At 35.0% G+C, this 22,056-nt stretch carries 17 protein-coding genes; all 17 read left to right on the plus strand.

Translation table 11 applies throughout. The features are described from left to right. The 17 genes from EL165_RS23325 to EL165_RS23405 all read left to right on the plus strand — a co-directional run bounded on the left by EL165_RS23325 (position 1) and on the right by EL165_RS23405 (position 22,026). Positions 1-315, plus strand: coding sequence for a DUF4133 domain-containing protein (locus EL165_RS23325; RefSeq protein ID WP_002981136.1), 315 nt, complete (start codon positions 1-3; stop codon positions 313-315). After that, on the plus strand, positions 287-3,358 hold the full coding sequence (locus tag EL165_RS23330) for a TraG family conjugative transposon ATPase (protein WP_002981134.1): 3,072 nt from the start codon (positions 287-289) through the stop codon (positions 3,356-3,358). The genes EL165_RS23325 and EL165_RS23330 overlap by 29 nt, the downstream gene beginning before the upstream one ends. Beyond that, entirely contained in the window at positions 3,345-3,998 is a 654-nt protein-coding gene (locus EL165_RS23335; RefSeq protein ID WP_002981132.1) for a hypothetical protein, read from the plus strand. Before EL165_RS23330 ends, EL165_RS23335 begins: the two co-directional genes overlap by 14 nt. A 10-nt stretch (positions 3,999-4,008) precedes the next feature. Beyond that, positions 4,009-4,689, plus strand: coding sequence for a hypothetical protein (locus EL165_RS23340; RefSeq protein WP_002981130.1), 681 nt, complete (start codon positions 4,009-4,011; stop codon positions 4,687-4,689). Between the two features lies 1 nt (position 4,690). Beyond that, complete coding sequence (locus EL165_RS23345; RefSeq protein ID WP_002981129.1) at positions 4,691-5,356, plus strand: hypothetical protein; 666 nt, start codon at positions 4,691-4,693, stop codon at positions 5,354-5,356. A 4-nt stretch (positions 5,357-5,360) separates the two neighbouring features. Next, on the plus strand, positions 5,361-6,188 hold the full coding sequence (locus tag EL165_RS23350) for a hypothetical protein (protein WP_041461890.1): 828 nt from the start codon (positions 5,361-5,363) through the stop codon (positions 6,186-6,188). Between the two features lies 1 nt (position 6,189). Next, positions 6,190-7,425, plus strand: coding sequence for a TraJ family protein (locus tag EL165_RS23355; RefSeq protein WP_029296699.1), 1,236 nt, complete (start codon positions 6,190-6,192; stop codon positions 7,423-7,425). A gap of 21 nt (positions 7,426-7,446) precedes the next feature. Next, positions 7,447-8,061 (plus strand): conjugative transposon protein TraK, encoded by a 615-nt coding sequence (gene traK / locus EL165_RS23360; protein ID WP_002981126.1) that lies wholly within the window; start codon positions 7,447-7,449, stop codon positions 8,059-8,061. A 1-nt stretch (position 8,062) separates the two neighbouring features. Further along, positions 8,063-8,416, plus strand: coding sequence for a hypothetical protein (locus tag EL165_RS23365; RefSeq protein WP_002981125.1), 354 nt, complete (start codon positions 8,063-8,065; stop codon positions 8,414-8,416). Continuing rightward, on the plus strand, positions 8,406-9,617 hold the full coding sequence (traM, locus tag EL165_RS23370) for a conjugative transposon protein TraM (protein ID WP_002981124.1): 1,212 nt from the start codon (positions 8,406-8,408) through the stop codon (positions 9,615-9,617). The genes EL165_RS23365 and traM overlap by 11 nt, the downstream gene beginning before the upstream one ends. Positions 9,618-9,622: 5 nt before the next feature. Next, positions 9,623-10,489 (plus strand): conjugative transposon protein TraN, encoded by an 867-nt coding sequence (gene traN / locus EL165_RS23375; RefSeq protein ID WP_002981123.1) that lies wholly within the window; start codon positions 9,623-9,625, stop codon positions 10,487-10,489. A 49-nt stretch (positions 10,490-10,538) separates the two neighbouring features. Next, positions 10,539-12,527 (plus strand): type IV secretory system conjugative DNA transfer family protein, encoded by a 1,989-nt coding sequence (locus tag EL165_RS23380; protein WP_002981122.1) that lies wholly within the window; start codon positions 10,539-10,541, stop codon positions 12,525-12,527. A gap of 16 nt (positions 12,528-12,543) precedes the next feature. Continuing rightward, positions 12,544-13,401: a M23 family metallopeptidase gene (locus tag EL165_RS23385; protein ID WP_002981121.1), complete on the plus strand. Its 858-nt coding sequence runs from the start codon at positions 12,544-12,546 to the stop codon at positions 13,399-13,401. A gap of 13 nt (positions 13,402-13,414) precedes the next feature. Next, positions 13,415-14,113: a hypothetical protein gene (locus EL165_RS23390; protein ID WP_027374958.1), complete on the plus strand. Its 699-nt coding sequence runs from the start codon at positions 13,415-13,417 to the stop codon at positions 14,111-14,113. Between the two features lie 21 nt (positions 14,114-14,134). Further along, a complete protein-coding gene (locus EL165_RS23395) occupies positions 14,135-16,159 on the plus strand; it encodes a hypothetical protein (RefSeq protein ID WP_002981119.1) in 2,025 nt (674 codons plus the stop codon). A gap of 75 nt (positions 16,160-16,234) precedes the next feature. Continuing rightward, positions 16,235-16,915 carry a hypothetical protein gene (locus EL165_RS23400; RefSeq protein ID WP_002981118.1) on the plus strand — a complete coding sequence of 227 codons (681 nt, stop codon included), beginning with the start codon at positions 16,235-16,237 and terminating at the stop codon, positions 16,913-16,915. 2 nt (positions 16,916-16,917) lie between these two features. Then, the gene (locus EL165_RS23405; RefSeq protein ID WP_002981117.1) at positions 16,918-22,026 is read left to right on the plus strand and encodes an Eco57I restriction-modification methylase domain-containing protein; all 5,109 of its coding nucleotides are present in this window, start codon (positions 16,918-16,920) and stop codon (positions 22,024-22,026) included. Positions 22,027-22,056: the final 30 nt, after the last annotated feature.

Below are 22,056 nucleotides of genomic sequence, written 5' to 3' on the forward strand. Positions count from 1 at the left end.
ATGGGGTTCTATCTCTACAAGGGGCTTAAAAAACCCCTTGTATTCTTCGGGCTTAAAGGCAAATACATCTTTTATGCAGTAGGAGTCATTGGAGTCGGTGTCATCGCAGCACTCATATTATCCAAATTCGGATTGCTGGGTTCTCTTTTAGGACTCGCAGGTACAGGAGGAGGCGTCTATTTCATCTTCAAAAGACAGGATAAATATGGTCTGTACGCTAAGACCAAAAACTTCGATCAAGTTTTGATTTTCCCCAAAAAAATAAACAATAAAACACTTTTAGGTTATGTCCAAAATAAAGAAACAAGCATTTGATATTCCTTTTATCGGTTTTGATATTGGAAAAGATTTCGGATGGGACTTTGATGTTTTATTTGGGCAGTACGGAAATCCTATCATCGGAATCAAAATAAAAAATCCTGTTGAGCAATATTCGGCAGATCCTGACAATTATCTGAATTTCCACACGGTTTTAAATCAGGTTGTATCTATTATAGGAGAGAGTAGAATCGTACAAAAGCTTGATATTTTTTCAAAAAAGAGATATACAGCCGAACAATCCAATCAATTTCTGCAACAGAAGTATTCGGAGCATTTTGAGGGGAGGCTTTTCAAAACTATTGAAACCATACTTTTCTTCACAGATATTGTCGATGATAAGCTGAAAAAGAAAATGAAGCACTACCATTTCTCTGACAAGAGTTATAAAGAGCTTCGTGATAAATGTCAAAAGGTATTTATGCTTTTGAAGCAAAGCGATTGCGAACCAGAATTTTTATTTGAAAAGGAGTTTGAACATTATATATCCGGCGTATTGTCGATGCAGTTTTCAGATGTTCCCACTTTTGATAATATTAAATCAACCAATGAATATCTGCAGATAGGAAATAAGTTCGTTAAGAATATTTCATATGTCGATGTTGAAAACATTGATCTGCCTTCTGAGATAGAGCCTTATTCCATACTTGGTGGAAATGGCGCAGCTGCAGAAACGGCTGTTGATAATTTCACATTCATCAATGATTTGGAGGATTACGAAACCATCATTTACAATCAGGTAATTACGATTCCTCTTCAGGCACAACAACAGAGAGAACTCGACAAGAAAAAGAAAAAGCACGAAGGTGCAGCCAATAATTCTCCTTCCAATGCCATTATAGCGGAAGAAATACAAACTCTTCTGCATAACATCGCTATCGATGGGCAATTGGTTGTCAATGCGCATTTTTCCCTACTATTTTCAACAGACACATTGGAAAAAATGGAGGGAACACAATCCCTGATTGAAAATAAGCTATTCACGAAAGGGATCATCGTTTCCAAGAATGCCTACAATCAACTGGAACTCTTCCGGTCTGCCATTCCAGGGAATGCCACAGAGCTCAGGGAATACGATCTTTTTATGACGACAAGCGAAGCGGCCTTGTGTTTTTTTTTTAAAGAGAGTTACCCCCTGAATGAAGAATCCAATTTCTATTTGAGGTTTACAGACAGACAAGGAGTTCCATTAAAAGTTGATCCTGCTGACGTACCGATGAAAATTGGCAGAATTAACAATCGAAACAAATTTGTTTTAGGACCAAGTGGTTCAGGAAAGAGTTTCTTAATGAATAATATAATTGAGCAGTACCTTACCTATAATTATGATGTCGTCATCGTCGATACCGGAGATTCTTATTCAGGAACCTGCAAATACAAAGGTGGGAGATACATTCAGTACACTGAAGAAAAGCCGATCACAATGAATCCTTTTCTGATGGATAAGAAAGAATTCAATATTGAGAAAATAGAATTTTTGACCAATCTGATCTTCCTTATCTGGCAAGGTCCGGATGCGTCAATGTCATCTGCCCAGAAATCAATATTGGACAATGTGCTGATGTCCTATTATCATCAATATTTTAATTCGGGAAGTGAATGGTATGAGAATAAAACTTCAGAAGAGTTAATTCTTTATTTGAATAAATACAACATTCACGAAGAAGATATTTACGCTCAGTATGAGAGTAATGTTAATGAACGGCGGACATACTACGATGTTTTAGGAATTGCCTTCAATGCAAGTACTGAAGAGATCAAGGATGCAGGAAGAAGACTATTAAAATTCTATCATCCTGACAAGAACATCAATAATCCTGATTATGACAATGAAAAATTTTATACAGTTTATGAAGCTTATGAAACGCTGGGTGATGAAGAGAGAAGAAGAATTTACAATGAAACCCAATTGATTCTTATCAGATCCAATGAAATCATCAAAAAGGACAAAACGGAAGAAAACTGGGATGAATCATTTAGGAAAGCCATTATCATAAAAATCAAAGAACTTGAAGAGAAGTTGGATGCAAAAGAACTTTCCTTTAATGGTTTCTATGACTATTGCGACAAATTTCTTCCTCTTTATCTGAATAATAAGAAACACAGCATCACAGAAAGAGAATTTAACCTGAGAACTTTTCTATTCGTTCTGAGGGATTTTTACAAAGGTGGACGTTATGGAACAACGCTCAATGAAAATGCAGATAATACTTTATTTGATGAGTCATTTATCGTTTTCGAGATTGATAATGTTAAGGATAATCCCAAGCTTTTTCCAATCGTGACACTCATCATAATGGACACGTTCATCCAAAAAATGAGACTCAGAAAAGACCGCAGAAAAGCTCTGATCATTGAAGAAGCGTGGAAAGCCATTGCAAGTAAACTGATGGGTGGATATATTTTGTATCTCTATAAAACAGTAAGAAAATTTTGGGGAGAAGCGGTGGTGGTAACACAGGAGTTGGATGACATTATTGGCAATGCTGTTGTAAAAGACAGTATCATCAACAATTCGGATACATTTATTCTTCTTGATCAGACCAAGTTCAAGGACAACTTTGACCGTATTGCAGCTTTGCTTTCATTAAATAAGGTGGAGCAGAACAAGATATTCACAATTAACAACCTTAACAACAAATTCGGACGTAGCAGATTCAAAGAATTTTATCTGAAACGTGGTTCCAAAGGAGAAGTTTACGGTAATGAAGTTTCAATAGAGCAGTACCTTACCTATACAACAGAGAAGCCTGAAAAGTCAGCAGTAGAGTATTATGTGCAGAAGTACGGAAGCTATGATGAAGCCCTTATTAAAATTGTATTTGATTTAAAAATTTTTGGAGACAACCTTGAAAATCTTGTTTCACTGGTCAATCTGTATCAGAATCCTCTAGACCAAAAGATTGTTTCCTATTACAACAGGATGAAAAATGAGAACAAAGGCAAAAATGTTTTCAAGGTCATTTCACAGGAGCTTGAAGATCATCAAATCAGTTTTTCAGAATTAATCAATAAAAATTATCTGTATGAAAAAGTTTAGTCTCCTATTTCTAGGATTCAGTAGTTTTTTATTTGCACAGAATACCTACATCGATCCTACGGTAACGGCTGCAATGATTCTGTATTCAGAAAATCTGAAAGCCAAGCAGAACGAGGTTATCGAAGAAACATCAAAATTAAAGGATGCACAAACCTGGGTCGGAACCCAAATGGTAGCCGCCAATGATATTCAGAATAAAATATTAAAAGGTTTGAAAGAAGTTTCCGGAACACTACAAAACGGTATTCAGGTACAACAGATCTACACTGAGTTGAACAAATGCTACGATTATTCTGCTCAGGTTGTCCAATTGGCTTCGCAGCATCCGCAATATGCCATATTCGGTACCAAAGCTTCACAAAAAACCTATGAGCAAAGTCTGAAAATAGTCACCGATATTACGGATATTCTGGCATCTGGAGAACTGAATCTGGCTACTGCAGGAGATCGATATAAAATCCTGCATAATATCTCAGGAAATGTAAAAAATCTGAAACTATGGCTTTTGGCAATAAAGCTAAGACTGGAAAAAGCCAATCGATTGGGATTTTGGAATTCCATCAATCCTTTTGCTGGATACATCAATACCGATAAAGGCATTGTGGAGAACATAATGAATAAGTACAAGAGAAATTTTTAAAAGTCAAAAAATGAAAAAGATTTTTCTAATGCTGACCATTCCTATTTACATCTTAATCACTTCTTCAAGCGGTGGTTCTACACCTGCGTGGCAACAGGAAAATGTTTCTTTTCCAATGATGGATCTGGAGATCAATGCAGCGATGAAAGAACACGACCGACAAAAAGAAATGAGACAGAAGCAGACTGCAAATGCCACTGTGGAAACAGTTAATCAATCACAATGGAAAGATTTCAAGGATAAGATTACCAAAGTACAGGACAGGTTACGAATTGTATCATTTGCTGTTCAGGCAATACCAACAGGAATCGCTATGAGCAGAGAGATAACGAAGATTACGGATAATCAGACCACTATTATTAATGAAATCATTACTGCACCATATTCAATCATAACTGTTCTGCCATCGCAAGTACAGTTTGTGGATGACCTCCAAATGGTCACTCGATTAATTACAGGAATCATCCTGTCTTATGGGGCAATCAACCAAATGGAAAAATCGGAACGAAAAATTTTGCTGGATTATGCATTGGATGAAGTCAAAGCAATAAGTAGAAACTCTACCCATATGCTTTTAAAGATAAGGGACATCAAAGCAAAGGTCTTACGTAACAAAAGAGCATTCCAGTACTATGTCAACAGAGATAAACAAGTTGTGGAAAGTATAATGAATAACATCAAATCTTTTTAAAATGAAAAAAATATTAATACTTGGAGTCGTTGCGTTATCTAGTATTTTAGTAAAAAGCCAGCAGATTGTTATCAATGATAAACTGTTATCACAAATCACGCTTAATCACGGTGTTCGACTGGCAAGTGAGCAGGCTTTTTTGGATTCCTATGAAAAACAAAAGGAGCTGTATGACGAAATCAACAACAAGACAACTCAAATTATTGCGATTCAGGAATACATCTATCAGCAGCTTAAAAATGTCAATTCAGCGCTTACACAAAGCAAGAAATTAATCTATCTGTATCAGTATTTAGGAAAGATTGCTACCAATTCCAACAAGATGCTGGATCTGTCGGCACAACATCCTGAATATGCAGTTCTGGTTTCAAAGTACTATACTGAAATTGGTAAACAGGTTATTAAACTCCAACAGGAAGTTACCCAAGATGTCTTGAACGAAGACAAAGATTTCCTGATGGATGCAATGGACAGAGAAATGCTGATTGAGAAAGTTTTTACAAGGGTAAGAAATATCAATGGGAATATCCTTTATATCATTTTACGATTAGAGAATGCCAAGAAAATCCCATATCTGTTCCAAGTCCCTGTACTAAGAAATTACCTCAATGTCGATAAGGCGATTGTCGGTGATATTATTCAAAAATACAAACACCTATTCAACTAAAACTATGGAAAATCTACTTAAAAAAGGAAAACTTTTTCTCTTACTACTAGTTGCGGTAAATGGCTTTGGACAAAGTGTGAAAAGATTGAATGACCCTGCAATTGTTGCGCAGCATAAAAGGATGACTTTTGAAAGCTGGGGTGATTGGCGTCCTTATCCTAAATATTTTCTGGGTATTCAAACCAATTTTGCTTATGCAACAGTTTGGGGAATGTGGGCTCCTAAAATTAACAGGGATTATAAAGATGGTGATGATATAAGACCTCTGAAACCAACCGGAGAACAGAATATACGATTTGCTCAACTGAAATTTCAGGAAGAAGAAGCGAAGAAGATCAAAGCTGCTTCCGATACAATTTATAAGAGAAGTGTTCAGGATCTTGCCCATTGGACTTCTGCTACGGTCGATGCAGACCCGCTCTGGCTTTTATACTACAAGCGAATGCTGAAACCCATCACAGAGTTTCCAGACACACCACAGAATTTTATTGAATGGAGACTGAAAGATCAGCAGACTTATGAAACACTCAATACGACTGGTACATTGAAAAGACTGCAGGAAGAACTTGATCTCATTAAAGATAAGTATTCTATGTCCCGCTCAATGGATATGCCAAGAGGAAAACGCTTTGTAATGTATCACGAAACGCTTATGAAATGGAGAAAATTTGTTCAGGAATTAAGAAAGCATAATAACAAAACGACTTTGCTTATGGATTACAAAAATATACTGAATAGCCATTTACCCACAGCTTTACCGACGCAATGGGCACCTGCTTCAGATAGACAGATTGTTCAAAATGTGATGCAGCAATACAAACACAGATACTAATATGAATAGAAAATTGACATACTTTTTTTGCCTCTTTGCAATAGGATTACCAATAATGGGCTTTGCCCAGACCGATAGTGATTACAGCAATCTGTTGCAGTTTTTAAAAGGCGACGGTGCTTTTGAAAAATGGTTTATGGAGGTGTTTACTAAATTGGACAACAGTGTACAGGATAGTGCGGAAGGTTCAGCTTTGGTAGGACGGGCTATAGGCGGATTGGGAGCATTGATGTATCTAGGATATATGGGATGGCAGATGGCAGCCGGAGATCGCGAATGGGAAATTGTACCAATGCTAAAACCTATTTTAATTGGATTCACACTGATTTACTGGACTGGATTTGTCAATCTAATTCAGGCACCTTTTGAAGCCATTGCAGAACCGGGGATAGCCATCTTTAGTGACATCGAATCTGAGGTAAACGATTTGAGAATTGAAAGGTTCAAAAAACAACAGCAATTGTTGGATGCAGTCATCAGGTTAAATGCTGAAGAGGATGCCAAGCAGGAAGTAATCAATAATACCAGCGAGGATGTGGACGATTCGTGGTATGATATCAGCGAAGGCATTGATAAACTGTTGCAACCTATCAAGGAATGGCAGATCCGAATGGAGTTTCAATTACAAAAATTAGTGGCAGAAGTCATTGAGTTTATATGTTTATCCATACTAAGAATTTGTGTTTATCTCATCTTCTTTATCCAAAAAATATGGGCATATATATTAATAATTCTTGGCCCTATTGCAGTGGGAATGTCAATGATTCCCGGATTTGAAAATTCTTTATACAGTTGGGTTTCAAAATTCATCAATATCAACCTGTACACTTTTGTTGCCTATACTATTATCAATATTGGACAACAGCTGATCGCATCAGGCTATACAATGGAGATTGAACGATATGATACGCTTTTAACCAATGGAATTATTACCAATTTGGATGCTTTAATGGTTTACGTGTCAAATTCCGGAATGATCTACAATCAACTCTTTACCTGTGTGGCTTATATCGTCACAGGCATTGGAGTTCTGATGACCCCAACCATTGCCGACACAATTGTTACTGCAGGTGGAGCAGGGGCGATGACCAAAATGAAAAGTGCAGCAGGCAGAATTGCAAGCGGTGCAAAAACAGCGGTTTTGGCGGTCAAGACAGGCGGAGCATCCGCAGTGAAGTCTGCGGCGGCTGCTTCTGCATCAGGGAGGGTAAATGATGCAATGAAAAATAAAAAGTAATCAGACTAAAAAAATTCGAGAATGCTTATAAAAAATATAGAACAAAGAATTAAGATCAACAAGGTGGTTTCATTGGGAGCGATTGTATTTGCTGTCTTTATCATTATTGCAGGGTTTTTATTTGCCTACAAAATGATTCAGGATTCAAGAAAGTCAATTTATATTCTTGATAACGGAGTTCCGGTACTTGCCAAGCAGACCGATGTGCTTCTGAACAGACCTGTGGAATATAAAGCCCAAATCGAATTATTCCACAGATTATTTTTTACGCTGGCTCCTGACGACTCCTATATCAAGGAAAATATCCAAAAATCATTATACCTCATTGATGATAGTGGAAAAAAAGAATACACCAATCTAAGGGAAAAGGGATTTTACAATCAGATCGTTGCTTCCAGCTCAATGGTCAGCATTCATACTGATTCTATTACTCTGAATATGGAAAACAAGAAATTCCAGTATTTCGGAAAACAGATGATCACCAGAAAATCTTCTGTCATTACCCGAAAATTATTTACTGAAGGTTTCTTTGATGACATTATACGAAGTCCCAACAATCCGCACGGTGTTCTTCTTAAAAACTGGCGGATCATCAATAACGAAGAACTCTCTAACCAAAATAAAAACTCTTATTAAAATGAATGCTTTTGTTAAAAAGATTGGGCAGAAATGGTTTGCCTGGACAGTCAAAAACCCTAAGGAATTTTTTATGTATTCGATGGCTTTCCTATCAGTTTCCTTCATCATATCAATTGTGCAAGGAATATTCTTTCCTTCTGATATGACATTTAAAATCAAGCCTCCTGTGCTTTATTCCAAAAGTTCGGTAGGTCAAAATACTTTAAAAAGTAATGATAAGGAAATGAAAAAAATAGTGGTTGAACTCCAGTCACTCAAAGTAAAAAGAGATCAGCAAAAACTACGGAAAGATGACAGCCTTAGAATAGAATATCTGTTTAACCAATACCAACACTTAAAAAATGGACATTAATAAAATCAACTTTAAAGAAAAGAAATATGTTCTGCCACTCCTTGCTCTGCCGTTCGTTTGTCTTTTTGCATATGTAGGTGCTCAATTTATGAAAGAAGATAAACCTGCAGACAAACCGAAAGAGCTTTCTATGTCACTTGGTGAATCTCAGGATTCCATTATGACCAAAAATGATGCGTATGATGCATTCTTTAAAAAGGAGGATAACAGAACAATGCTTGGAGGATTGGACAAGGAACAGGATAGTCTGCTAAGCTATGACGACCAATTGTCGTTAGCTCAGAAAAGAAGGATTGATTCTTTAAAAGCTGTCAATTCAAGGCAGAGTCAATATGAGACCACAGGAAATCCATCATCCTATTATGATCCTAAGCAGGGTAAAGAAGATCAGGACTATAAAAGATCAACTGAGATTATTAAAATGCTAAATGACAAATCCTACGGAAAAGCAGAAGATAATATTCAGATTATAAAGCCTAAAACAAAAGAACAAAATACACAGCAAGATCCTGTAAAATATCTAAAGCAGCAAATGCTGGTGATGGATTCTTTAGAGAAAGCAAGAGATCCCGAGTATCAAAGCAAGCTGGCGGCTGAACAAAAGTTAAAAGCCAATAAAGAAAAGATGGACGAGTTCCTTAACTCTACTTTCAACGTCAGTAAGTCTGGTATCAATAATGACTTCAACGCCATTTATAAAGACAAGGAAAATAGTTTTATCAAGGCTGTTATCGATGAAAACAACAAAGGATTTTTAGGAAGCAGGATTAGATTCAGGTTGCTGGAAGACATCTTTGTTGGAAACAGAAAGATCAGTAAAGGTTCCATTTTATATTGTCAGATTTCTGGATTTACAATGCAGCGAGTTGACTTGAAAATCATTTCGGTATTTGCTAAGGGAGAGATCTTTCCAATCAACCTATCTATCTACGATGTTGATGGTATGAAAGGATTGTATGTTCCACAAAGTGTTTTTAGAGATATGATCCGTGAAATGGGAAGCAATTCTGTGCAAGGAACACAGATGGATATGGGAGGAGAAGGATTTTTTACCACCATTGGTTCCAAATTATTTACGTCCACCTCCAAATCGATTGCGAATCTCATTAAAACCAACAAAGCCAAATTGAAATACAACTCTTATGTATTTCTGATTGACGAAAAACAATTGAAAGAGTCACAAAACCAACCAAAACCTTAAAAGCAATGAAATCATTTTTATATACACTTTTACTATTTACTGTTACACTCAATGCACAGACAGCAACAAAAGAACAAATTATTTCTGACCTGCCAGAAATAGAAATCACAGAGGGAGTCAATCTGCATATTATTTCTCCGGAACCTATCCAGTACGTTGATCTGTCTACAGAAAAACTGACAGGAGATTTACCGACGACCAATATTGCAAGAATCAAAATTACAGACAGCCAAACATCTGAAGAAAAAGATAAAAAGAAAAAGACCTCCATCTTTTTTAATGGAAATCAAGTCGGAATTATTACCGTTGTGGGGCAATCTTTTATTGCACAGTATAAAGCGGTTTACAGACATTCTGAAAACTTAAATACAATTACCAATATACATATTCAGCCAGAAGCGATGCAGCCCATTGAATTTGATAAAATGGTGTTCTCTAACCTTGAACTCAGAAAATTTGCAATGGGAATTATTCAGAAGAAATCTGAAGGTAATCCAATCAGGGAAGAGAAAAATCTCAAACTTAGTTTCCAGCTCAACAATGTGTATGTCATTAGTGATTACATCTTTCTTGATATGACCTTTAAAAATAACTCTAATCTGAGCTATGATATTGAGGCGTTAAAATTTTCCATAGAGGATAAAAAAATCCATAAGGCTACAAATAGCCAAAGCATCGAGATGACGCCACTTTTTCAGTTGAATCCTCAAAAACATTTCAAGAAGAATTTCAGAAATATTTTTGTGTTCAAAAAGTTCACTTACCCGAATTCTAAGGTAATGATGATAAGGTTGATTGAAGAACAGCTGTCGGGTAGAACCATTGAAATGAAAGTTAATTATTCTGACATTCTAAAAGCTGATACTTTCTAGGCGGAAGTTCCGCTTACCATTAATTAATATGAAACTATAATAAACTGCTATGCAAGAACAACAACATCAAATTAAAATCTATGGATTCCTGCAAAAGGTGGTCTATGCTGTAGTTGCATTGGATTGTGCTTCGCTGTTTTATCTGAATGCTGATGTTCCTGTAGTTTCCAATTTATTGAAGAACTTCTCTAAAATGAGTTTCATTTATCCTCCCATCAATGCAAAATTTGCCACGGTGGTTTTGATTGGATTGGTTGCTGTTGGAACAAAAGCTAAGAAGAAGAGAGACCTTAATATATACACAAAGATTGGAATTCCAATAGTGTTAGGGTTATTGATGATTTTCTCATCCTTGATCTGGCAGGATGAAGCTGGAAATAGAGAGCTTCCGCATATCTTTCCGGGGCTTAATTTTTATCAAATCATCTATGCAGTTCTTTCTTTTTTAGGAGCAGTTATTCTTCAGATGGGAGCAGACAGTATTTCTAAATTGATGCAGCAGAAAATGGGAAAAGACCGATGGAATGTTGAAGAAGAATCTTTTGATCAAAACAAAGAACTTGTAAACACGGATACTTCTATCAATATCCCTTATATTTTTAGATATAATAACAAAACCTATGAAGGCTATATTAATATCGACCCTTTTAGAGGAACAATTGTAATCGGAGTACCTGGCTCTGGAAAATCATTTGGGGTTATTAATCCATCTATTAGACAAATGATTGCTAAAGGATTTTGTCTTTGCATTTACGATTTTAAGTTTCCTGACCTGGCGCAAATTGCTTATTATCATTACTTATTGAAAAAAAGTAGAGAATCAGATTACAATTACAGTTTTCATATTATCAATCTTAATGAAGTAGAAAAATCAAGAAGAGTAAATCCGTTCCATAAAAAGTACATTCAAACATTGGCTGAAGCTCAGGAAATGGCTGAATCTATGGTTTCTTCATTGCAAAAAGGAGGATCCAGCTCAGGAGGAGGTTCCGAAGCTTTTTTTACTCAATCGGCAATTAACTTTCTTTCATCTTGTGTCTACTTTTTTGCTACGTTGGAAAATGGGAAATATTCAGATCTGCCGCATATTCTATCTTTTATGAACCGCAGTTATAAAGAGATCTTTGATACACTTTTTACCAATGAAGAGATTCTTTCCTTGCTTTCACCATTCAAAACAGCCTATGACAACAAGGCTTTTGATCAGTTGGAAGGACAAATTGGAACTTTGAAAATCTTTCTTTCCCGATTGGCAACTAAAGAGAGTTTTTGGGTATTCTCAGGAGATGAAGTTGAGCTTAAAATAACAGATAAGCAAAATCCTTCAATTCTGATTTTAGCTTCTGATCCGAGCACACAGGACATTAATTCAGCCTTATACTCTTCAATTCTTAATAGGACCTTACGCCAAATCAATTCTAAACATAATTTACCTGGTGGAATTATTGGCGATGAATTCCCAACAATATACATTCATAAAATTGACAATATAATAGCAACAGCAAGAAGTAACAAGATAGCTGTTTTATTAGGGCTTCAGGAAATTCCACAGCTTCGACAGTTTTATAAAAAGGAAGTCGCGGATACTATTTCAGCGATTGTCGGAAATGTTCTTTCCGGTTCTGTAAGAAATAAAAATACCTTGGATTGGCTTGAAAAATTGTTCGGAAAAATTAAACAAAAGTCTTACTCCCAATCTATTTCGCAGCAAGGAACATCGACCAGCATCAATGAAAAAATGGACTTTATGATTCCTGCAGGAAAAATTGCTGCACTCAAAACCGGTGAAATGGTTGGAATGATTGCGCAAGGAGAAGAGAACAGTAGTGAGGAATATAAAACTTCTGCAATAAGAGGAAAAATCAATCTTGATATGAAAGCTATCAAGGAGGAAGAACAAAACTATGTAGCTATGCCTAATTACTATTCATTCGTCGATAAAAAGGGCAATAATCGTAAAGAAGAAGTTCTGATGACCAATTTTAGAAAAATAAATAGAGAGGTGGAACTCATCGTAAACGAAAATATTAAAGATTAATACAGTGGGATTAAAAATGAAAAATATAATAACAGTGCTGTTTTTAGGTTGCTATTCGTTGGTTTTTACACAGTTCAATACACTGACTCCTAAAAAGGTTACATCCAACGAGATTCTTAAAGAACAACAAAGTTTTCAGAAGCAATCTACCTTCAAAATAGAAAAGGAGCAAAAAAGCATTATTAACAGACTTTTCAATGCTCCAACTAAAAAAAATCTGAAAAAGGAGATTGATTCTCTGAAGACATTAATGCTTCGTTACAATGTATCAAGAATTGAGGAAAGTAAGGCAGACTCAAAAATCGATAATGACTCACTCTTACAAAACTATAAAAAGCAATCAACAAATCTGGAAAATTCAAATACAGAAAAGCGTATTAAAAAGTTTGATTTCGTTAATGAAGAGGAATCTATCTCAAAAATAAGTATGCCACTTAACAATAGGATGATGGTTACTTCTCCTTTCGGATGGCGGGTTCATCCTATTTTTGGAGCTAATAAATTACACAACGGTGCAGATTTTAAAGCCAACTATGAAAATGTATATGCTGTTTTAGATGGAGTTGTAATTGCATCGGGTTGGGATTTAGGTGGAGGAGGGAATTATATTAAAATCAGGCATTCTAATTCATTTATAACCTCATATCTCCACCTTTCAGAAATGTATTACAAAGCTGGAGAATTTGTAAAAGCCGGATTCATCATTGCAAAAAGTGGGAATACCGGAAATTCTACCGGCGCGCATCTTCATTTTTCAGTGACAGAAAATGGAAAATACATTAACCCCATCCGATTTCTAAATGATCTTATTAATGCCAATAATTTAATTGCCAACTACTATGAATCACGAGCAAACTCATACAACCAACATTAAACTTCTAAACATTATGCAAAATCACAATTTACCAACGGACGAACTTAAAAACTTTGGAATTATCAATGACGATTTTACATTTTCCAAAAAGCTAAGCGAAGATGATATTCAGAAATTTCTTCAAGGATATACCATCGTTGCCGACAATGATAAGAATAGAGCCACTTTTCAGCTCACAGAAGATAATACAAAACTGAAGGTCATCTTTCTTGAACGAGATAAAAGCCTAACTAAACTTCTTGAAAATAGTAAAGAGAAAGTTCAATATACGGACATTAAAGAGCTTTCAAATGAATTTCCTTCACTTGAAAAGAAGGCTTTTGTATTCGATAGTGAAACAGGAAAAGTTGTAGAGTTTGATTTCATCAAAAATGCGACAGAGCTTACTGCTATCATTGCTGATAAAAAGGATGCGCAGGAACTTAATCGTTATAAAAACGAATTGCTAAAACTTAAAGGCTTTCTACAAGATAAAGTCGACCAATATCCTGAAATAGCAAAGGAAATCACAAACGATGTAAACATTGTTTCGAGAGAGATTGACGCTGTAAGTCACATTACTGAAACTGAAAAACAACTTTCAAAAGGAGGTGATTCAGATATTCAACTGAATGTGAATGATAGAGATATGTATGAAGATGCTAACAGAAACAGGAAGGAGCAGGAAGAACAATCTGAGGAACAGGAGAAAAGAAGAGGATTCAGAAGATAAAATCTCAAATAATTAAAAATTGTGGAGAATAAATTATCCTGGTTCGACAGAGTGATTACTCCAAAAACCAAAACTTATAAAGATTTTGAAAAAGAAATAAAAAATACAGCTCCCGAAAATTTTTTTAGAGATGGAGAAAGAAGGTTTTCCAATCAGGAAAAAAGATTTATGCAAATCTATAAATCCAGAGAAAGTCAAATGATTCAGGGATCTGCTTTTACTGTGAATTCCATTTTTAATTCAGATAGTAAAGCATTGATTAAAACAAACTTTAAAAGCTTTAGTGAAGCTGTAAGATTCCTTGATAAACAGAGAATCGATGACAGATTTTTAATAGTACAAGATAATACTTCCTTTAAAGAAGTAACTATTAGCGATGAAGCTTCAAAGCAAAAATTTCTTTCAGATTCTTGGGCAAAAGAATTGGAGAAAAGAACAGATTTAAGTTTGGGGATGACCAATACACAAATTGATGAACAACAGGCCCACCATTACCGGAATTATGAGATTGAAGCAGGAAAATTGGGAATAGAAATTAATCCACTCACTGAGGAACTTCACAAGAGCTGGGAAAATAGTAGTCAACTTGATTGGGAAGAAGACAGTTTCGAATTTGATGACCTGTTTTCAAAAGATGACTTTGATGAAAGTTTGGTTCCTGCATCTGGTCTTCCTGAAGGATGGATTTGGCGCGAGTACGATGATGGGAGCGGTTCTCTGAAAAGTCCAACTGGTAATATTTATTATAGTTATGATATACAAACCCAAGAATATAAGTCATCCTCATTTGGCAATGGTTGGACTGATATGAAAGATCTTTATGATCGACCGAAAAGTTTGAACGAATTCAAAACCTATGTGGAAAATGACCTGAAGGGAAAAGCACCTCAAAATAATCTTACCCCTAAGCTTTCTGAAGATGAAAAAAATAATCTGCTCAATTACGTACTTATTAATAAAGAAAATGAATTTATCCTAGAAAATCTGCACTTAACAGATAAGCAAAGAAAGAGTTTTTCAGAAAAAGTAGAATTTGGAACGACGGAGGGAGATTACACATTAACAAATAAACAATTAGAGAAAATTCCGGATGTACTTGACGGACATCACTTATCAAAGAATGATAAATACGCCTTGGCTTTTGGCTTATTGGAAAGACAAGGGAATGGCGAATCCTATAAATTATTACAAAATGGAGAAATTTTAAAAACTTATCTCGATGAAGATAACTTATCAATATTCAGAATATTAACAGTCAATGATATAAATTTTAACAATCAAAACCCAAATATTATGGAAAAACAACAAGACTTTGACCAAGTAAAATATCTTAAAGACCAAATGAAATATCTCGGTTTTGGAGAAGAGGAAAAACTTCACAAAGATTTAGAAAAAGGTATCAACTCAAAAAAGCAAGAGTTTGAAATTAAGACTAGCTCAGATAAAACCTTACCCGCAAATAAGGTTGATTTTATATTAAAATTCAATAAAAGTGAAAGCGGAGGTGTTTTTCTTAATTCCTACAATGCAAAATTGACTAATGACAACAGTGAGGAGATCTCTCATAATTTTCCTGTTAGCCGGGATAATAGTTTTACAGCAAAAGAAGCGGTCAATCTTTTGGAGGGACGTAGCGTGAAAATTGAGTTTCTCAATCCAAAGAGTCAACAAGTCGAACCTGCTTTTGTTCAATTTAACTTCAACGAACCGAAGACCGAGAAGGGAAATTATTACTTCCAAAATTTCTACAAAAACTATGGTGTCAATACGGCTAAGATTGTTGACAAATCTAATCTCGTATTTGACAGACCTGAATGGAAAGAAAGCGCAATAAAATCTCTAGAAAAAGGGAATGTATTAAAAGTAAAATTCAAAGAGAATGATCAGGTCATAGAAGGAAAAGCAGTTCTGGATCCTCAAAATCGAAATCTTAAACTTTATGACAATGAAATGAACAGGCTTAATACTAACAAACCTTTAGAAGGCCTGGAGCAAGATAACAAGAACGATAAAGCCAATGTTAGGGAACAAAGCATCAAAAGATAAAAATTTTACTTACCATAATACCATCGGAAGCGGTAAGTCAATATGATTTGCCGCTTTTTTATAAACTCAATTGAAATGAAACTAAAATTAATATTTCTACTTAATGCAATTCTATTTACAGTAAGTTCTTGTCACAAGGAAATCGTTTCTGAAAGTGGAGGGATTGATCTTATTTCCAATGTCTATTTTGATGCTTCGAAAGGTTTGGACCAAATGGAAAGCTTTCATCTATCTAAAATAAACTATTCTCAAAATCATTTGATAGAATTGGTTCCCGATACTTCGTTTCCGGAAATTAATAAACAAACTTACTACATTAAAGATTCATTGTACTTCCAGGTAGATCCATCAGAGAATAATATCATATTTTCAGCAGTTTCTCAAAAACAAAGACCATTATCGGTTTGGGACAAAAAAGTAGGTGCTATATTTTCCAAGGATTGGATTCTCAACTACAGAAACAGAAGAAATTTGTCTGATACAGTATTATTCAAAAAAAAATTTAAACGCTTTGAAATCAACTCTCCTTGGAATTATACGCGTTTTTACATTTATCCTACAGATACTATTTTACCATATTCCTTTTACAGACACGCCGAAAAAGACTACCATGGTAGACTGGAGCGCATTGATTCTTATAATAAGAAGAGCGACATTTTCGTAACCCTTCAGCTGCTACCCAGAAAAAAATGGGATGATCAGGCAAAAGAATTATTTGAGTTCAACAACTTCGTAACAAGCAGAAAAAACAATTGAGTATGTCATTGGATTCTTCAAATTTTAAAGATGATATTTCTGTTATCAATGGAAGCAAGAATGAGCTTGTTGTATTTGAAAAGGAAACTGATACGCTCTCATTTCTCGAATTATTGAAGTTGAATAATCAAAACAATAACAGAACTCTTGTTACACTTAATTCTGCGAGTAATACTAATAAATTTCTCAACCGATTTAAAGATTTTGATGGGAAAATATTTTTATGTTTGGAAGCAAGCAGAATAGGGGATGCTGCAACGCTTAAAATTTTAATGGAATTGAAGCTGAAGAATAAGAATATTAAAGATATCCGAAGTATGTATGAGGTATCCCAAACCGCAAATAAGAATCTGAATGAATATCTACAAAACAAATTAAATCTTCAGAATAAAAATATTAATTTAGTTGAACCAAAAAAATCAGAGGATGCAGAAGTTATCATTAGACCAACAAGAATTTCCGACACTCAGCACTTGGGATCCAAATTTTCTGAACGAAATTCTGGAGAGTCTCTCCAAAGAAGCCAATCCGAACAAAACGGAGATTACTCAGGAGGACAAACTTTGGGCAGCAACGATGCTGGAAATGGACTTGAAAAGTCAGAACGGAACGATCTTGGAAACACAGGAAGAGAATCCATTGACAGAGCACAACCTGAAAATGTTGAAGAAAATGAAGACAGAAAACATTCCTTGGACGGAATCCTATCCGGGAGAATTGTATCCGATAGAATCGAAAGAAGAGTAGATGATTCCAAAAATATTGAGGAATTAAATTCTCTTATTTCAAAATATAAAGGTCAAAAACTGACCAATGAACAAGTTGCAGAAGTAGTTTCTGCAGCTTGTTTTGTTTCCGAGGATAGAAAAATTACTTTACATCCAAATGTTGAGATTTCTGACGATGTAAAAAATATTTGCAATCAATACAAAAGTGGTGGTACTGCGAAGGAAGGGCGTGGAATCCTTGATGAATATTACACGGATTCAAAGATTGTGGAGGCAATTCGCAATCTTATAAAAGACCAATTCAAAAATCAAAAAGAGATTTCAGCTCTAGAGCCAAGCGTAGGAACCGGAAGTTTTCTTTATGCTATAAAAGATCTCTCTGTAAAAATAAATGTTACAGCTTTTGAAATCAATGATACTACAGCTAAAATTGCCAAAATTTTCCATCCTGAAGCTGACATCAATCTGCGCTCGTTTGAAACTGAATTTATTAATGAAAAAGGTCAAAAAACTGACGCAAATGACTATAATGAAAAGTATGACTTGGTTATTGGGAATCCGCCTTATGGAGAACATCGAGGTCTATACAAAGGATTAGGGGAAGAACCCAAAATTAGTAAGTACGAAGATTATTTTTTCAAACGTTCTTTAGATTCTTTGAAATTAAATGGTGTTTTGGCAATGGTACTTCCTTCAGGTTGGCTGAACAGGCAGAAGAAATTAGAAAATGTAGAGATTATGAAAGCCTACAGATTACCTTCAGGGGCTTTTGCCGGAACTCAGATCGAAACTGACATTATTATCCTTAAAAAATCATCGGTAAAAATCACTGAGGATATATCTGATTATTTTGAAAAGAACCCAGAAAATATCTTAGGAGAAATTCGGAAAAAAAGCAATCGTTTTGGGAGAATGGAGCAATATGTCCACGGCAATTTGGATAATGCTTTACATATTCTGCACCGGCTTCAAAACAAAAATGAGACAGAAAGAATTGGAAATCTGTTTGAAGATTTTATTCCAGAGAATACTGAACCGGAAAACAAAAATACAGTCAATGATAAAACGGAAATAGATAATGAAACCGAAAGCGGAGTAGCACTGAATGATGTTACAGACAAAATCACTGAAGTTCTTTCATCCTTAAAGGAAATCAAATTTAAATCTCCGGCTATTGTCAAAGAAATTGAGAAATATTCCAAGCTCAAAGAACAGATAGAAAAAGATGCTCAATCTTTTAATTCCAAAGAGCTAAAGGAGGTTTTTGATAAATCCGAAAAAATAATTCAAACTCAAAAAAGGAAAGACTCAGAATATAGAACTCAGACAAAACCGGAAATCAAAAAAGGGGTTTTAAAATATCTGTTTTTCAAATCTGATGAAGTTCTAAATACTTCTCTTCAAAATAGCAGTTCAATTTCCAAAGAACAAATTGATGCTTTTCGTGATACCAATTATGACGGGACTTTGAATAATTATGGTAAACACTATCAATTTGCCAATTTTATTGATGGAAAGTGGATGCACGATTTTTATTATGCAGAAGGAAATATTTATGCAAAGCTGGAGCAGTTAGAAAAAGATTTTGCTGATAAGTATGCTGTTGGCGGAACAGAAGATCAGTATGATAAGCAAATGAATCTGCTTCTTAGTGTTGTACCAATTCCTAAATCTTTGGATGACATATCCATTAGTCCCAATCACGAATTTGTACACAAGTTTGCACTTGGTCAAGTAGAAAAAGAGAAATATAACCCAAATTCAAAACTGGTCGAAACTGTAATTGTAGATTACAATCTTGCAGAAAAGTTTAAAGATTTTGTAGGAGATTTATCAAGTGATGCGTTTGCAGGTTCTTCAGCTTGGGAGGTCAAAAGTTTCGTAGATAATGAAACAGTTACTGGAAGTGACAAGGAACGAAATGCTTTGGTTCGTGAAAGGCGTAAAGCTGCAGCTAATGATCTGTTTCAAAAATTCATTCGTGAAGAATTATCTGATGAATTGAGAGAACGTTTTGTAAAAGAATTTAATAGAAACTTCAATAGCATTTACGTTCCGGATTATTCCAAATTCCCATTGTTTTCGAAAATCTATCAGAATTTTAAAGGAAAAGAACTTAGATTGACTGAAGTTCAAAAAGCGGGAATCGGAAGATTAACAACAAAGGGAGTTGGGTTGCTTGCTCACGAAGTTGGTTTTGGAAAAACACTTTCTGGAATATTGTCAATGCACGAAGCGATGGAGCGTGGAAACGCTAAAAGACCTTTGATTGTTGTACCCAACGACAGTATTTTAAAACAATGGATAGAAACAATTTTTGAAACTGTTCCGAAGGCAAAACTAAATGTGCTGGGCAATCTTGGAAAGGATTATGATCTTTCCAAATTTGATAACAGAGATGGAGAAATCACAATCGTTACTTATGAAGGTTTTAACAATATTGGTTTTTCAGAAAATATTACTCAAGATTTAGCCGCAAAGTTTTCGTACATCTCAGAGAGTGAACTAAGAAGTGTGAACTCCATCAGCGAGCGAGATTTTCAGATAGAATTAGAAAAAGAGAGGGAGCTGGAGGGCAAAATGAAACGTGGAAAAATCCACGACTGGGAAGATTTTGGTTTTGATCATCTAACTTTTGATGAAGTTCACAACGCCAATCATATTGTGGGAAAAGTAAGAATTGAGGATCGAAGATTTGCATCCGATTTTAGAAGCCAAAATCAACAGACTTCCAAACTTGGGATCAATACTTGGATGGCTTCGCAATATATACAGGATAAATACAATGGCAGAAATGTTACGTTACTTTCAGCTACGCCTTTTACCAATAAGCCTCTGGAGTATTATTCAATTCTTTCATTGATTGCCAATAAGAGGTTGGAAGAATCTGGCTACTTTAATGTCAACAACTTCTTTGAAACCTTTATGGAGGCGGATACTGATATGGAAATTGATGCTATAGGAGATGTAAAGTTCAAGGCCAATGTTCGGAGGTTTAAAAATAATTCTTTGTTTCAACAGCTTTTGTCTGAGTTTATTGATATAAAAGGAGAAGATGATAACCCTGAACTGATTCGTCCTACGAAAATCAATAAAGAGTATAAAATTGAGCAGAATGATTTAACTCAAGAACAGTATGATTTACTGAAAGAAAATTTTGAAGAAACTCAAAAGGGAGCAATTTTAACTCACATACTAAATGCGAGGCTTATTGCAATTTCACCATATCTGTCACCATATTATGATGGAGAATTACCTTCAGTAAAAGAATTTATTGAAAATTCTCCAAAGCTTATTGATACAATGAATCTGATACGGCAGAATAGAAATGATATTCCCGATGCAGGCCAGATCATTTATTCTGAGTTAGCAGTTTCAGAGTTCCCTAAAATTAAGGAGTATCTTGTAATAGAAGTTGGTTATAAACCAGAAGAAGTGGGTGTCATTACAGGAGCAACGAGCAAACCAAACAGATTGAAAATTCAGGATGATTTTAATTCCGGAAAAATTAAAATCATCATTGGCAGTGAAGCCATTCAGGAAGGAATGAACCTTCAGGAAAATACGACCGATCTGTATATGCTTTCTCTTCCCTATAATTTTACAACCTTGAGACAAGTTGAAGGTCGTGCTTGGAGACAGGGCAACAAGTTTGAAAACGTGAGAATCAATTTTATGCTCACTAATGATAGTATCGATGTGTTTATGCTACAAAAGTTACAGTCTAAACAAGCAAGATATTTAGAAGCGATGAAGAAAGGAGCGAATGTATTAGATATTTCTGACATAAGTACCCAAGAACTCAAGACCTCTATTATTACTGATCCGGAAACGAGAGCAAATATTGAAATAGAACTCTTAAAGAAGAAAATTGAAATTGAAAAAAATAAACATCTTGCAGACATTGCATTTGTACTCAGAAAACACAATGACTTCCTAAAAGTAAAGGAGATGGTCACCAAAGCTGAAGAGTCATATAACAGAATCTTAGGTTATTCTAAAAATGTTGATGGAAATACTGATTACTGGAAAAATCAACTTCCATCTTATCAGAAAACGATTGACTTGGCTAAAGCTGAAGTTCAAAAAACAGTAGAATTATTAGCTGAAAAAGGAGTTAATGTTGCAGAAATAGAAGTTCAATCCAAAAGTACAGAAGATAAAATTGTAGAGTTTGATAAGAAACTTGAAAATCTTCCTGAAATTAGAAGTAAATTGGTAATTCAATACAAAATTGAAAAAGAGGAACAAATGAAAATTAATAAGCATAGAGACTATGTAAGAGAAAGAACCATTGATAATCGTATTTTGTATAATAGTTTCTTAGCAGTAAGCTCCAATAATAATGTTGAAAAGGTTTCTGTCATAAACAGAAAGAGGTAAAGAAACCTTTAAAATTCTATGATTATCATA

The sequence above is a fragment of the Chryseobacterium gleum genome, assembly GCF_900636535.1.
In the GTDB taxonomy this organism is placed as follows: Bacteria; Bacteroidota; Bacteroidia; order Flavobacteriales; family Weeksellaceae; genus Chryseobacterium; species Chryseobacterium gleum.

Coding starts and splice junctions, on each gene's coding strand:
- EL165_RS23350 (WP_041461890.1), top strand. CDS start 5,361: ATGGAAAATCTACTTAAAAAAGGAAAACTTTTTCTCTTACTACTAGTT.
- EL165_RS23345 (WP_002981129.1), top strand. CDS start 4,691: ATGAAAAAAATATTAATACTTGGAGTCGTTGCGTTATCTAGTATTTTA.
- EL165_RS23365 (WP_002981125.1), top strand. CDS start 8,063: ATGAATGCTTTTGTTAAAAAGATTGGGCAGAAATGGTTTGCCTGGACA.
- EL165_RS23340 (WP_002981130.1), top strand. CDS start 4,009: ATGAAAAAGATTTTTCTAATGCTGACCATTCCTATTTACATCTTAATC.
- traM (WP_002981124.1), top strand. CDS start 8,406: ATGGACATTAATAAAATCAACTTTAAAGAAAAGAAATATGTTCTGCCA.
- EL165_RS23405 (WP_002981117.1), top strand. CDS start 16,918: ATGTCATTGGATTCTTCAAATTTTAAAGATGATATTTCTGTTATCAAT.
- traN (WP_002981123.1), top strand. CDS start 9,623: ATGAAATCATTTTTATATACACTTTTACTATTTACTGTTACACTCAAT.
- EL165_RS23330 (WP_002981134.1), top strand. CDS start 287: ATGTCCAAAATAAAGAAACAAGCATTTGATATTCCTTTTATCGGTTTT.
- EL165_RS23355 (WP_029296699.1), top strand. CDS start 6,190: ATGAATAGAAAATTGACATACTTTTTTTGCCTCTTTGCAATAGGATTA.
- EL165_RS23380 (WP_002981122.1), top strand. CDS start 10,539: ATGCAAGAACAACAACATCAAATTAAAATCTATGGATTCCTGCAAAAG.
- EL165_RS23385 (WP_002981121.1), top strand. CDS start 12,544: ATGAAAAATATAATAACAGTGCTGTTTTTAGGTTGCTATTCGTTGGTT.
- EL165_RS23390 (WP_027374958.1), top strand. CDS start 13,415: ATGCAAAATCACAATTTACCAACGGACGAACTTAAAAACTTTGGAATT.
- EL165_RS23400 (WP_002981118.1), top strand. CDS start 16,235: ATGAAACTAAAATTAATATTTCTACTTAATGCAATTCTATTTACAGTA.
- EL165_RS23325 (WP_002981136.1), top strand. CDS start 1: ATGGGGTTCTATCTCTACAAGGGGCTTAAAAAACCCCTTGTATTCTTC.
- traK (WP_002981126.1), top strand. CDS start 7,447: ATGCTTATAAAAAATATAGAACAAAGAATTAAGATCAACAAGGTGGTT.
- EL165_RS23335 (WP_002981132.1), top strand. CDS start 3,345: ATGAAAAAGTTTAGTCTCCTATTTCTAGGATTCAGTAGTTTTTTATTT.